Origin of the sequence: Paenibacillus sp. J2TS4, assembly GCF_018403245.1 — a bacterium.
GTDB lineage: Bacteria > Bacillota > Bacilli > Paenibacillales > NBRC-103111 > Paenibacillus_L.
Map to the genome: position 1 here is coordinate 165696 of NZ_BOSH01000007.1, position 14018 is coordinate 179713.

A 14018-nucleotide genomic window follows, 5' to 3' on the forward strand; every position below is an offset into this window, starting at 1 on the left:
CCCACTGCCGCTTTGCTCCAAATATAATGAAACACATTAAACCACTGGGAGGTTATCCAACATGAAGTCATCCATTAAACTGTTGTCCCTAGGAATAGCCAGTTGTTTACTAATCTCCGGATCCCAGGCCTTTGCAAATGAATCGCAACAAAAATCCCCTGCCGCACAGCCCGTTCCCGCTACAGTTAACGTCCATCCGAATTCGGTCCAGTTGACCTCAAAAACAGTTCAATCGAAGACAGACGAGATGGTAATAGATGTGACCATTCCAGTTCTGGAAGGATTAAAGGATAAGAAATATCAAGAGCAGCTGAATGACACCATTTACCAGCAGATCATGGAAGATCAGGCTGCCTTGGAGAAGGAAGCCAAAGAAGCCGCAGACTTCGCCAAGGAGAAGGGGTATGAATTCAGGCCGTTCGAGCTGAAGGTTACATACGAGCTTAAATCGAGCGGCGGGCCCGCCAACTCCGACATCGTCTCACTCAAGGTCGATACTTACATCTATACGGGGGGCGCCAACGGAATGCCCCGGGTAGACACATACAATGTTATGGACAAGGAGCAGGCTTCCCGGATAGAGCTGGAGGATTTGCTGGGCAGCGGCTATAAAGAGAAAGCCGATACGTTTATCCGACAAGAGATTGCCCAAGATCCGGATATGTATTTCGAGGATGAATTTACCGGCATTTCCGATAATCAGACCTTCTATATTGAAGACGGGCATGTCGTTGTCGTTTTTGGTAAATATGAGATTGCCCCGGGAGCTGCCGGTACGCCGGAATTCCGCATTCCAATGGATCGGAATGCTACTGCTCCCCAGCCTGAAGTCAAGCAGAAGGAATTCACTTTGGAGCCCGATCAGGCTTACACCGATAATAATGGAATAACGATGGTTCCTCTGCGGGTGATCGCCGAGAACCTGGGCTACACGGTGGAGTGGAATAATGAGCAGCGGCAGGCCGAATTGTCCCAGGGGGCTCAGTGGACGGCCGTGCAGCTAGGGAACGACCGCTATTTCTATAATAAAATGGCGCCGGTTACGCTGGGAGCCGCTCCGGTAATTCTGGAGGATCAGAAGATGTATGTGCCGCTCGACTTTTTCTCCAAGATCATTAGGGCAGAGGTATCGACGGAGGAAACAACAGGCGCTATTCACATTTCGCTCGATGCAAACAAATAAGTAAGAAGGTACCCCGGAACAAGTCCTTTGAATAAAGGGCTTGTTCCTTTATAATGGTCGTGAATACTAATAAGTCTTAGGAATGACCGCTTTTAAAGGGTGTTGTTTAGCCAAATAGAAGTCGACGGGATTAAGGAAACAGAAGCTTATAATTCGATAAGTGGTCAAATAAGGAGGCCGTATAATGATGAAATACGACTTTGATCGAGTCATCGACCGGATTGGCACTGCTTGCAGCAAATGGGATGAAGCGGAGACGCTGTTCGGATACCCGGACATTCTCCCGATGTGGGTGGCGGATATGGATTTCGAATCTCCTCCCGAAGTGAAGGAAGCGCTCATACGCCGTGCCGAGCATGGCATCTATGGGTATACGACACGCCCCCAATCCTTTTATGACTCTATTATCGGATGGCAGCAGAGAAGGCATGGCTGGAAGATAGAGCAGGGCTGGATTTGCAGCAGTCCGGGAGTGGTAACTACTTTGGGCATTCTGATCGATGTGTTGACCCGTCCCGGTGACCGCATCATGCTGCAGGTTCCCGTCTATCATCCGTTCTACGACATTATCTCGCTCGCTGACCGTGAGATCGTCCGCAACCCGCTGCGGATTGAGCACGGAAGCTACAAGATGGATTTCGAGCTTATAGAGCGCCAGATGGCTGAGGAACAGGTCAGAATGCTGCTGCTGTGCAACCCCCATAATCCGGTCGGCCGCGTCTGGACCGAAGAAGAGCTTGTCACATTAGGGCAGTTGTGTCAGAAATATAATGTCATTGTACTGTCAGATGAAATCCATGGCGACATTATCTATAAAGGACACCGACATGTTCCTTTTGCCTCGCTTTCCGAGACGTTCGCCCAGCAATCCGTCACCTGCATCGCCCCGAGCAAAACCTTTAACATCGCTGGGCTGCAAACCTCCAGCGCGATTATTCCGAATCCGGAATGGCGGCGTCTGTATAAGCGCAAACAAAGAGCTCTGGCGCTCCAATCGGAAAATTACTTTGCCGAGGCAGCCGTCGAAAGCTGCTATAACTACGGTGAAGCCTGGCTTGATCAACTGCTCGAGTATTTGGAGGAGAACGTGGAGACTTTGCTGCGGTATGTAGAGAAGGAATTGCCCGAGGTGAAGGTCACCCGGCCAGAGGGAACTTATCTGGTCTGGCTCGATTGCCGGGGCATTTCAACGGATGCCTCCGTCTTGAAGGATATCATGTACCGGCAAGCCCGGGTCGCTTTCAGCGAAGGCTCCGTGTTCGGAGCGGAAGGGGAAGGATATTTGCGGGTCAATATCGCTTGTCCCCGCTCACTAATGCTCGAAGGTCTGGAGCGATTTACCCGCGCCGTGCGTGGGCGTACAAGCTAAGCAGGGGGCTTCGGCCCCCTTCTGCTTTGGCCTGCAATATCTGGTGCGCCCAACCTTCCTGTTTCAAGCTCCTTCATGCGCCGGCAAGCGAATGACGGCTTCCGTCCCTTGTCCTTCCTTGCTGGTAAACTCCAATTGTCCATCCATCGCTTCCACAATTCGAAAAGTAATCATCAGGCCGAGTCCAGTCCCTTTGCTTTTCGTCGTATAGAACGGTTGCCCCAGTCGCCCCAACTCTTCTTGGGTCATCCCCTTGCCCGTGTCCGCAATGCGGATCATAATGCCATCATTCGCTCTGGTGACTGATACGGATACCGTTCCGCCTTTCAAGTGAAGCGCCTCCAGCCCGTTGTGAATCAGATGAATACAAGCCTGCTTCAGCTTGAATCCGTCCCCCCGAACATACAGATCTTCCCGGATCGGATTAACGATAAGCGGAACCCGGCCATTCTCCTCAACCGAGCATAGCTCTTCACCGATCTCCCTGACCAGTCGGGACAGTTGCAATATTTCTATCCGGCCTAACTGGGGTTTGGCATAGTTCAAAAAATCGTTGATAATAAACTCCATTCGGTTCAGCTCAAGCTTCACCTGCTTCATGTAGGCTCCGTTCCGATAATCGAGATTCCGTTCCATTAACTGCGTAAATCCCCGAATAACCGTTAATGGCGAACGGATTTCATGCGCTACGCTTGCTGCCAGTTGACCTAGCAAGTTCAATTTTTCGGTACGGTGAAGCTGTTCCCTCATTCTGGAGAAACCGTTGCTGAGCTCTATCAGGAAAGCAATCCCGGCCGCGGAAGCAAGATGAACGCCAGCCACTCCTATATAGACCCCAAGCCCATATATCCAGGTTATTCCGACCTGATGATGAAACATGTGAGCAGCCAAGGTGGCAAAGAAACCTACCAAAGCCAGGCCTGATGCTATCGCTATACGTATCCGTGGACTCCGCCCCTGAATGGACAAGCTGCAAACCCAAGAGAGTAAAAACATAAGAAAGAAGGAGACATAAGCCAAAAACAGTCCCCCCCAACCCATAAAAATGAGACAGATCAGATAAAAGGCAGAAGCGATCCAGCCCGCCCGGTATCCACCATATAAGACAGCAATAATAAGAGGAATAAAGCGCATATCGCCAAACAATTCATCCTCAATGAGGAAGGGCAGGTTTAAGGAGCACACGATCGAGATTCCGCACAAAATCCCCAGGCACGGCTTCAACCATTTCTCCCGGCTGCTTCCGGCAATGCTAAGTCCCAGTATCTGATAGATCAACATCGGAAATAACAAGACCAGGACGTCCAACAGCAAATCCTTCATCCTATTAATCTGCCTCCCTTATCCAGTTTAGCCAATATGGAGATTATCTCCATTTTACCAATATTATCCCTCAGCGCACTGATTCTGTCTTCCTAGGGACAAAGAAAAACGGATTTCGACGATAAGCGAAGGCTAAGTAAAGGTTGATGTGGCTAAATCCAATTGGGTGCTTAGGCATGAAGAGGGTCCGCTGCTGTCAATCCATCCAAAAACGCCTCTTTCCCGATCTGTTCCCTGTCGGAGGAAGAAGCGTTTTACAAAACGGTATAGAAAATACAACAATAAAGTCATTTCACTTGAAGCTCGTACTCTTCCCGATTTCCAGTCTTCGGCTTTGGTCCAACGGTCTGATGCCCCGCCCTCATCCCGGGCACCGCCCGCTGCGGCTCATTTCTTAGATAAGCCATCCAATAGATGCCTCCCACAAAGAGAGAGCCTCCCACTGCATTACCGAGAAATACAGGCACAAAATTAGCTGCATACTCCATCCATGTAAACTGTCCGGCAAAGATCGCCGCCGGAATGACGAACATGTTGGCGACTACGTGCTGGAATCCGATAGCGACGAAGGCCATCGTAGGAAACCATATGCCGGCAATTTTTCCGCCCGTGCTGTTGGAAGCATAAGCAAGCCATACCGCCAGCGAGACGAGCCAGTTGCAGCCGATCCCCGATATGAAGGCCTGCAGGAAAGATTCGTCCAGCTTCTGGGCGGCGGCACCGATCGTCTTCTCCAAATACGGACCGCTTTCCGTCAAACCGACGACATGGCCGAAGAAATAGGCGACGAATAAAGCCCCGGCAAAATTGCTGATCGTTATCCATAACCAGTTACCAGCCACTTGCCAAGTTGTTATTTGCCGGCTCATTCTGGCGATAGCCAGCGTCATCATGTTTCCGGTGAGAAGCTCTCCTCCGCCAATTATTACGAGGATCAAACCAAGCGGAAATACGGAAGCCCCCAACAGCGATGCAAAGCTCCCCCACTCCGCCGGAACCGATGCCGTCACCCGAATACTCAATAAATATCCTAAGGCGATAAAAGCCCCTGCTCCGAATCCTAGAGCAAGCAGGCTTAATAGAGGCAGCCTGGCTTTGGCCACACCGCTTTGCACGGCATATTCCGCGATTTCCCGGGGCGTCCGATGCGTCATATGAATCCCCTCCACCCCACCTTATTGTGAAAAAAGGAACAACATAGCTTGATCTCATTATACTTAGCATTCGGACGTTTTCAAAGTGGACATTTTTCAAAATTTTATACGGCTCTCCATTCTGCTGCGACTTTACTGTTACATAATTATGAATTAACTGTACTAATCAGAAATAGAAAGCTGCATTTCCGTTGTCAAAGAAGCCATTCTATGAGCGAAACATTTATCGAATAAGCACTAAAACCCAATACTTTCAATGTCCCTGGGCACATTGTTATTTTTTTCACAAATTCTTCACCGACACCCCCTTTTCTTCTTGCAGAAAACATATTATGGTTAAATTAAGAACTGTTATATATCCAAGTAATTATTATGTTTCATTTAAGGAGGGTTCTATCATGAAGCAATGGATGGGATTTCATAACGGCAATTGGCAGCAGGAAATCGATGTGAGAGATTTTATTTTGCGCAATGTGACGGTCTATACGGGAGATGAATCCTTTTTGGCCCCGGCCACCGAAAATACGGGGAAGTTGTGGGATCAGGTCATGGAGCTTTCCAAGCAGGAAAGAGAGCAAGGCGGCATCCTCGATATGGACACCGAGATCGTCTCCACCATTACGTCTCACGAACCCGGATATTTGAATGCAGAGCTGGAAACGATTGTCGGCTTCCAAACCGATAAGCCTTTCAAGCGTTCCTTGCAGCCGTTCGGCGGCATCCGGATGGCAGAGCAGGCCTGTGAATCCTATGGTTACAAGGTCCGTCCGGAGCTCTCTGCTATTTTTAGAGATTACCGGAAAACCCATAACCAGGGAGTCTTCGATGCCTATACCGAAGAGATGATGGCCGCCCGTAGAGCGGGAATTATTACCGGGCTGCCCGATGCCTACGGCCGCGGAAGGATTATTGGCGACTACCGCCGTGTGGCCTTGTATGGAGTCCACCGGCTCATTGCCGACAAGAAGAAGGACCTGTCGCAAACTGGCGCCAGAACGATGTCCGAAGACATCATTCGCCTGCGGGAAGAGGTGTCCGAGCAGATTCGGGCCTTGCAGGAGCTGAAGCAAATGGCGGCGGCTCACGGATTTGACCTTTCCGAACCGGCGGCCAATGCGCGGGAAGCCTTCCAATGGCTCTATTTCGGCTTCCTGGCGGCCATTAAAGAACAGAACGGCGCGGCGATGAGCCTCGGGCGCACCTCCACCTTCTTGGATATTTACGTGGAACGGGATTTACAGCAAGGAGTGCTGACCGAGCAGCAAGCTCAAGAGTTGGTCGACCATTTCGTTATGAAGCTTCGTCTGGTGAAATTCGCCAGAACGCCGGATTATAACGAGCTATTCAGCGGCGACCCAACCTGGGTGACGGAATCGATCGGCGGCATCGCTTTGGACGGCAGACCGCTGGTCACCAAAAACTCCTTCCGCTTTCTCCACACGCTGGACAATTTGGGACCGGCCCCCGAGCCTAACCTGACGGTGCTATGGTCTGAGCAGCTGCCGGTGGCGTTCAAGCGTTATTGCGCCGCCATGTCGATCAAGTCGAGCTCCATTCAATATGAGAACGACGACTTGATGCGCCCCGAATTCGGAGACGATTACGGCATCGCTTGCTGTGTATCCGCTATGCGAATCGGCAAGCAGATGCAATTCTTCGGAGCGAGGGCCAACCTGGCTAAGGCGCTGCTCTACGCTATTAACGGCGGGATAGACGAGAAATCCAAGATGCAGGTCGGACCGGAGTTCGCACCGATCACGTCGGAAGTGCTGGACTATGAAGAAGTCACCCGCAAATTCGATCAGGTCATGGAATGGCTGGCGGAGCTGTATCTCAATACGCTTAACGTCATTCATTATATGCATGATAAATATTGCTACGAACGAATTGAAATGGCGCTTCACGATACGCAGATTCTGAGAACGATGGCGACCGGAATTGCCGGTTTATCCGTCGTAGCCGACTCGCTCAGTGCGATCAAATATGCGAAAGTAACGACGATTCGCGATGAAAGCGGGCTGGTCGTAGACTTTGCCATCGAAGGTGATTTCCCTAAATACGGGAATAACGACGACCGGGTTGACCAGATCGCCGTTCAAATCGTCAAAGCGTTCATGACTAAGCTGAAAAAGCATAAGCCCTACCGCGACTCCGTCCAGACGATGTCTATCCTGACGATTACATCGAACGTCGTCTACGGACAAAAAACAGGAAACACTCCCGATGGCAGACGGGCCGGCGAACCGTTCGCTCCAGGCGCCAACCCTATGCACGGCCGGGATTCCAAAGGAGCGCTGGCGTCGCTCAACACCGTGGCGAAGCTGCCGTACCATTACTCACTCGACGGAATCTCCAATACGTTCACCATCGTCCCGCAAGCTCTCGGCAAGGACGTGGAAAGTCAGAAAACAAATCTGGTCGGCATCCTCGACGGATATGCCGCCAAGACGGGCCACCATCTCAACATTAACGTCTTGAACCGGGATACTCTGCTGGACGCCATGGAGCATCCCGAGCAATATCCGCAGTTGACGATTCGCGTCTCGGGCTATGCCGTTAATTTCATCAAGCTGACCCGTCAGCAGCAAATCGATGTCATTAACCGCACTTTCCATAACAGCTTGTAGTCCGATAGAGGATCCTAGCGGTCCTCATACGAGGCTTAGGAGCAGAATAGCAGCGGAGACTTGCACTATTTTATTGCATTAAGGCTTTTAGAGTAAATTAGACTCACTTTCGCGCTCCCATTTTGTTACATTGGACAAAAGTTATATAGATAATAGGGAGGAGGCTCTTTATGAAAGGATCCATTCATTCCATAGAAACCTTTGGCACCGTCGACGGACCCGGCATTCGCTATGTCGTCTTTACTCAAGGCTGTTTGCTGCGCTGTCAATTTTGCCATAACCCTGACACCTGGATAATCGGCCAAGGCAAAGAGATGACCGTTCACGAAATCGTGCAAGATTTGCAGTCCTACCTCCCTTATCTGCAGGCGTCCAATGGCGGGATTACAGTCAGTGGGGGCGAGCCTTTGCTGCAGATCGAGTTTTTGACTGCTTTGTTTAAAGAATGCAAGAAGCTGGGCATCCATACGGCTATCGACAGCTCGGGAGGTTGTTATTCCACCGAACCCCGGTTCCAGGCGAGGCTTAACGAGCTGCTGCCCTACACGGATTTGATTCTTCTGGATCTTAAGCATATAGATGACGAGGCTCATCGCAGGCTGACCGGCAAGACGAATCAGCACATTCTGCAGTTTGCGAGATTACTCTCCGAACGGAAGGTCCCGGTATGGATTCGCCACGTTCTGGTTCCCGGCGTAACGGATGGAAGGGACGATCTGGAGAGGCTCGCCTCGTTTATTGAAACCTTGCACAACCTGGAAAAGATCGAGGTGCTTCCTTATCACCAGCTCGGAGTCTATAAGTGGGAAGCGCTCGGCCTTAAATATCCGCTGGAGCATGTGCAGCCGCCGACCCAAGAAAGCGTTGCTCTCGCAATGGCCATCTTGAATCGCTCCCGCTCCCTGTAAGATTCCCTTTCCGTAATGTACAGTTCCTGAAAGGGCTGGAGACGTGAGCAACCAGCTTGGCCTGCGAGAAGGAGACCTGGATTTGCGAAATTAAAGGGATAAGGCAGAGCAGCCCCAGCCCAGCCCCCGGTCCGACAGCAGCCGGGCGTTAGTCCTTCGAAGCTGGATATTCGCTAATCGACTGCAATAATACATTATGATAGATCAGAATCACCTCTTATTCGATCATCGCCTGCAATAATACAGTAAAATCATTCGATTAATCGATTTTTGGGTCTAGATTGCTGAATCCACTGTATTTTTGCAGTAAACCCATCAAATTGAGCTCAAAAGTCACCAAATGACTGTACTTTTGCATCACTACACTAAGGAATTAATAGATCGAAAGTTTTTATGTGCATAAAAAACCTGGCAAATCCGCCAAGCGGGCGGCTGCCAGGTTCTTGTTTCTTTAAAAACGAATCCATATTCCTGTTTTGTCATCGGATGTTTTAAAGCGGATATAGGTTTGACAATCGGGATCGCTCTGCTCCAGCTCGATCAGGCTTTCCGCGTAGCCCCGCAGTCCCTTCTCTTCAACTTCCTTAATCAGAGAGACGGCATCCCATTTCTCTTCGATGTCTTCAGAGTGCGGAAACAGGCCGTCGGTGATCAGCAGCAAGCCGGTCAGATTGATCCGGTTAATGACGCCATACTCCAGGAAGGAGGCCAGCTCCGCCTGGCCGTTCATGGCGGAATACCCTTGGAGCGTATTCATCAGCACTTTATTTTTACGAATATAGGGCTCTACTTGCGCCCTTATTTCTTTTCTCGAAGACATTCCCTGGTACAGGCAGGCCTTCCATCTTTTACGGGTCTGCAAATCGATGTGATCCAGTTGATCATGAGTGACGGTTCGGACCGTTCCATCCTTGTACACGGCGAGAATCATGCAATCGCCGGTTTGGGCATATTGCACCCGGGTCTCCTCTATTCTGACCAGGGCAACCTCGGTCGTCCACAGCGCTTCCCGGTCTTCCGGATCTATCCCGCTCAAGACCATCGCTTCCCTCAGTGATTGATTGGCCTGCAGAACAGCGTCCTTAACATGAATTGCGGCCCACTGTTGTTCGTCCATCGCTTCGAGTTCCCTTCTGACCACATTAGAAGCCAGATAGCCGCCCGTTTCCCCTTGGGGTCCCCGATAAGGCGTGACGGAGGTAGCCCCGTCCAGCACACCATATACATGGACTTCTTCCCTCACAATGAGAGCATCCTCATTCCATTCGTTACTTCCTTGGATAGATATCTGTTCTATGTTCAATCTCAATTCGTCCGTTCTCCCTCCATCGATTTAATAAGGTCGTCCGCCGAAACCTCCCGCGACAATTCTATCTCTTCGATCAGGGTCTCCATCTCCTTCCACCGCTCCTTGTCCTTTATACTCGGTGTCACCGGATTAAAGCGATTTTCCAAGGACAATAGCGGGTTCCGTGCCCCTTCCAACGCATCGAACCCGGTCACACGGGTAGGGGAACCGTCGTCCTCCCGCCTGGCCGGAAATTGCGAGGTAGCTTCGGCTATCCTTTCCTGCGTCATGGTTTGATTCATGTAGGCTAGAGCAGCCAAGGCCTTCTCTTCCTTGTCCTCGGAAGAGCGCAGGACGGCCAAGCCGTTTACTTTCGGAATGAATCTGGAGGCATCCGGAATAGCCATCATCCCGAAGGAAAATTTCCCTCCTATATATTTCTCCAGCATAGCTCGTTTATCGGAAGAAGAGAGAAACAAGCCCGCTCTTCCATCAATAAAATCACTTGCCGCCAGCTGCTGCTGCAAAGGAGGCATCATCCGCTCTTCTTCGACCAACCGCTGCCACAAGGCGAGAACCTTGGCTGCCTTGCCCGGCGTGACCTTGTCCTCCCCGTTGGATAACAACCAATTCTGAAAGTACCAAGGAGCTTCATCATCGACGACCAGCCCCCAATATTCACTGGCGGCCACCTGCCTCGCCGCCTGAATCAGCTCGTTCCAGCCGTTAAGCTGCGCCCCGTCACTCCCATCGTTCACACCGGAGTACCTAAGTAAATCCTGGTTGTAGAACAGCACAGGAATGCTGGCTCCATAAGGCATCGCCCACGAGCTTGACCGGTATTGAAAATAAGCGGTCAGATCAGGGTGCAGGCTGTCCCACAGCCGAGCGGGCAGATGCTCGTCCAACGGCAGCAGGTCCCCCGTTTCGGCAAGCTGGGCAATGCCATAGAAGCTGCTTAACTCTACCACCTGCGGCACATGATGAGCCGAAATGGCCGCGGTCAACTCATCGTATAGCTGTTCATAGGAGCGAAAAACCCGGGTCTCGACTTCCACCTCGTCGTTCTCTCTGTCAAATTCGGCGAAGGACGAGGCCAGAGCTTTCGTATAGACCCATGCTTCTATCGTGACGGGATGGGTGATCTCCCTCTTGACCAGCGGACTGGAGTTCGCATGCCGAAACCAGTAAAAGCCGGCCCCGACAAAGATGAGCAAGAAAAGGGAGACGAAAGCCCATATCCTTTTAGACTCCATTCGCACATCCCTCCTTGTTCCGTTCCGATGCTGTCCATGCGCGAAGCCCCAATCCGCTTTCCTAACCCTCAGCATGACGGGTTGAAATTACAGCTGAAGCCCTTTTTTACCCGCCAGTTTATTAGCAATTAATAGCGAAATTAAAGTGGTCAAAGTCAAGATGGAAGCAAGCGCCGCCCCTGTTCCATAGTTGGATGTAAACACTTCACTGTATATCGTTACGGTAATGGTAGCCGTCGCTCCGTAGTAGAGAACGATCGTCGAGCTCAGCTCGTTAATCGTCGTGACCCAGCTCAGGATCGCCCCTGACAGCACGCCCGGCGCCATCAGCCGCGCCGTAGTTTTAAAGAACGTCTTCGCCGGAGGCACTCCGAGACTGATTGACGCTTCTTCCACGCTCTTATCCAGCTGCTGGAGAATAGCGGTACTGGATCGGATCGTATAAGGCAGCTTGCGAATAACGTAAGAAATGACCAAGATGATCCAGGTCCCCGTTAAAATTAGCGGCGGCTTGTTGAAGGCGATAATCAGGCTGATCCCCAATACGGTACCCGGCATAACATAGGGAACCATCAGCAAGCTGTCCAGCATTGCGGTAATTTTCGACTTCCGGCGGACCAGCAAATAGGCGACCATCATCCCCATCGCAATCATAATAATGATCGAGATGGAGGAATACGTGTAAGTGTTCATAATAGCCTTCGGCACCCGGAACAAAATTTCTTTGTAGCTGTCCAGGCTGAAGCCGGGATGGAATACCGGCCCTTTCGTTTTAATAAACGACGTCACCACTACCGTCACTTGCGGAATGATAGAGATAGTAGCCGGAATAAAGACAAGTGCCGTCAAGCCCCATTTGAGGAACGGCGGCAGCGATTTCACTTTAGGCGTCCGCATCCCGGTCATGGAATAATTTTTCCGCGAAACCAAATAGCGCTGTAAAAACAGAATCGAAGTAGAGCACATAATCAGGACGACGCTCAATGTACTCGCCATCGCCGGATTGCCGCCCATTTCGCTAATAAATTGCTCATAAGCGAGAATAGGCAATACTTTAAAGCCTTGCCCCAGCAGCATCGGTGTACCGAAATCGGCGAAGGAAGCCATGAAGACCATCAGCGCACCTGTAGACAACGTTGGGAAAATAAGCGGGAAAGTCACATTCAGCAGTCTTTTCCAGCCGGGCATTCCCAAGCTTTCCGCCGCTTCCTCCAGCGAGGTGTCAATCGTCTTCAGTGCCCCCGACACATATAAATAAATGTGAGGATAATAATGAAGCGTAAAGGCAAAGACGATTCCATGCCAGCCATAAATCGATTTCATCGGAATACCGATGTCATGCAAAAACCGGGTAATGAAGCCGTTGTTTCCCAGCATCAAGATCCAGGAGTACGCCCCGATAAAAGGCGGAGACAACAGCGACATGATGACCATAATGTTGATGAGGCCTTTGAATTTAATATTATACCGTGTCGTAATATATGCCAAGGGAACACCGATCAGGATGGCGAACAGAGTGGCCAGACCCGATACTTTGAAGCTGTTGAATAGAGCGTCCCGATAATATTTCAGCTTGATAAAATTATCGTAGTTTTGCAGAGACAGGACACCTTTTTCATTGAAAAGACTGGCATAAAACAGGGAGAAGAGCGGATACACAATAAAGGAAAGCAAAAACAGATAAACGGCAACGGTAACCCAGGTCCAGAAATCCCATTTCTTTAAACTAAGCCGGCTGGCCAGAGCGGGCCGAATGATGGGCTGCTGCATTGTAAAGGACCTCCTTCCCCTCCTGGTCGAACAGAACGGCCTTATCCGGCTGCAGGTCCAAATAAATCTTCTGCTTCTCGCTAATCAATTTCTCCGGCTCGACGGCATGCTGCTGAACCTCGATCATCTGCTTACCGCCAAGCTTCACGCTGTAGCTGACCTTGTCGCCCAAATAAGTGACGGTTTGCACTTCCGCGGGAATCAATGTTTCTTTCGTCTTCTCGGTCTCTACCCGGATTTTTTCCGGTCTGACCGAGAGCAACCCCGGGCCTTCATAGGAACGGTACAGCTTCAGTGGAAAATGAATACCATGCAGCTCCATCCGGGCCTTACCGGTCTGCGGATCAACTGCTCCGACCCGACATTCTATAAAGTTCGAAGCTCCGATAAAATTAGCGACAAACTGGTTCTGCGGATAAGCGTAGATTTCGTGCGGACGAGCAATTTGTTGAACCCGCCCTTCACTGAGCACCGCAATCCGGTCGGATACCGCCAACGCTTCTTCCTGATCGTGAGTAACGTAAATGGTTGTAATGTTCAGCTCTTTTTGCAGCTTCCGAATATCCGTCCGCATCTTGATTCTCAGCTTGGCGTCGAGATTGGATAAGGGCTCGTCCATCAAGAGCAGCCCGGGACGGATGACGATTGCTCTCGCCAAGGCAATCCTTTGCTGCTGCCCGCCGCTCATATCGGACGGCACTCGATCCCGCAAGTGAGTAAGCTCCACCATGTCCAGAGCCTCCATGACCCGGCGCTCAATTTCCTTCTTGTCTACTTTTCTCGCTTTCAACCCGTACGCAACATTTTCGAATACAGTCATATGGGGGAAGATGGCGTAGTTTTGGAAGACCATCCCGATATTCCGCTCATGGGTCGGGACATCGTTAATGAGCCGATCCCCGAAATAGATGTCGCCTTCCTCCTGCCTGTAGAACCCGGCGATGGTCCTAAGCAGAGTGGTTTTGCCGCAGCCGCTCGGCCCCAGCAGAGTAAAAAACTCCCCCTCCTGAATGACGAAATGCGCATCATTGACGGCTTTCACGGACCCAAAATATTTGGTGACGTGCTCAAACGTAATTCTTTGCATAACCGGACCTCCTCGATAAGATAAGAATGGTGCCTAACGGTTAAGTTAGGGCA

At 50.8% G+C, this 14018-nt stretch carries 10 protein-coding genes; 4 read left to right on the plus strand and 6 right to left on the minus strand.

Annotated features, from left to right (window positions below; genetic code table 11):
* Positions 1–61: 61 nt before the first annotated feature.
* Together KJS69_RS16555 and KJS69_RS16560 are read left to right on the plus strand one after the other, a co-directional pair.
* Complete coding sequence (locus KJS69_RS16555; RefSeq protein ID WP_213584890.1) at positions 62–1183, plus strand: stalk domain-containing protein; 1122 nt, start codon at positions 62–64, stop codon at positions 1181–1183.
* A 184-nt stretch (positions 1184–1367) separates the two neighbouring features.
* Positions 1368–2552 carry a MalY/PatB family protein gene (locus KJS69_RS16560; protein WP_306434414.1) on the plus strand — a complete coding sequence of 395 codons (1185 nt, stop codon included), beginning with the start codon at positions 1368–1370 and terminating at the stop codon, positions 2550–2552.
* 63 nt (positions 2553–2615) lie between these two features.
* Here the strand turns inward: KJS69_RS16560 and KJS69_RS16565 are convergent, their stop codons facing one another.
* Entirely contained in the window at positions 2616–3875 is a 1260-nt protein-coding gene (locus tag KJS69_RS16565) for a sensor histidine kinase (protein ID WP_213584891.1), read from the minus strand.
* Between the two features lie 287 nt (positions 3876–4162).
* Positions 4163–5029 (minus strand): formate/nitrite transporter family protein, encoded by an 867-nt coding sequence (locus tag KJS69_RS16570; protein WP_213584892.1) that lies wholly within the window; start codon positions 5027–5029, stop codon positions 4163–4165.
* A 398-nt stretch (positions 5030–5427) separates the two neighbouring features.
* On the opposite strand from KJS69_RS16570, the gene pflB reads away from it, so the two are divergent.
* Positions 5428–7656, plus strand: coding sequence for a formate C-acetyltransferase (gene pflB, locus KJS69_RS16575; protein ID WP_213584893.1), 2229 nt, complete (start codon positions 5428–5430; stop codon positions 7654–7656).
* 170 nt (positions 7657–7826) lie between these two features.
* On the plus strand, positions 7827–8564 hold the full coding sequence (pflA, locus tag KJS69_RS16580) for a pyruvate formate-lyase-activating protein (protein WP_213584894.1): 738 nt from the start codon (positions 7827–7829) through the stop codon (positions 8562–8564).
* A gap of 451 nt (positions 8565–9015) precedes the next feature.
* On the opposite strand, the gene KJS69_RS16585 is transcribed toward pflA, so the two are convergent.
* From KJS69_RS16585 to KJS69_RS16600, 4 genes are all read right to left on the minus strand, one after another.
* Entirely contained in the window at positions 9016–9873 is an 858-nt protein-coding gene (locus KJS69_RS16585; protein ID WP_213584895.1) for a protein phosphatase 2C domain-containing protein, read from the minus strand.
* Entirely contained in the window at positions 9870–11108 is a 1239-nt protein-coding gene (locus KJS69_RS16590) for an extracellular solute-binding protein (protein ID WP_213584896.1), read from the minus strand. Before KJS69_RS16590 ends, KJS69_RS16585 begins: the two co-directional genes overlap by 4 nt.
* A gap of 87 nt (positions 11109–11195) precedes the next feature.
* Positions 11196–12878, minus strand: coding sequence for an ABC transporter permease (locus tag KJS69_RS16595; RefSeq protein WP_213584897.1), 1683 nt, complete (start codon positions 12876–12878; stop codon positions 11196–11198).
* The gene (locus tag KJS69_RS16600; protein ID WP_213584898.1) at positions 12835–13965 is read right to left on the minus strand and encodes an ABC transporter ATP-binding protein; all 1131 of its coding nucleotides are present in this window, start codon (positions 13963–13965) and stop codon (positions 12835–12837) included. Before KJS69_RS16600 ends, KJS69_RS16595 begins: the two co-directional genes overlap by 44 nt.
* Positions 13966–14018: the final 53 nt, after the last annotated feature.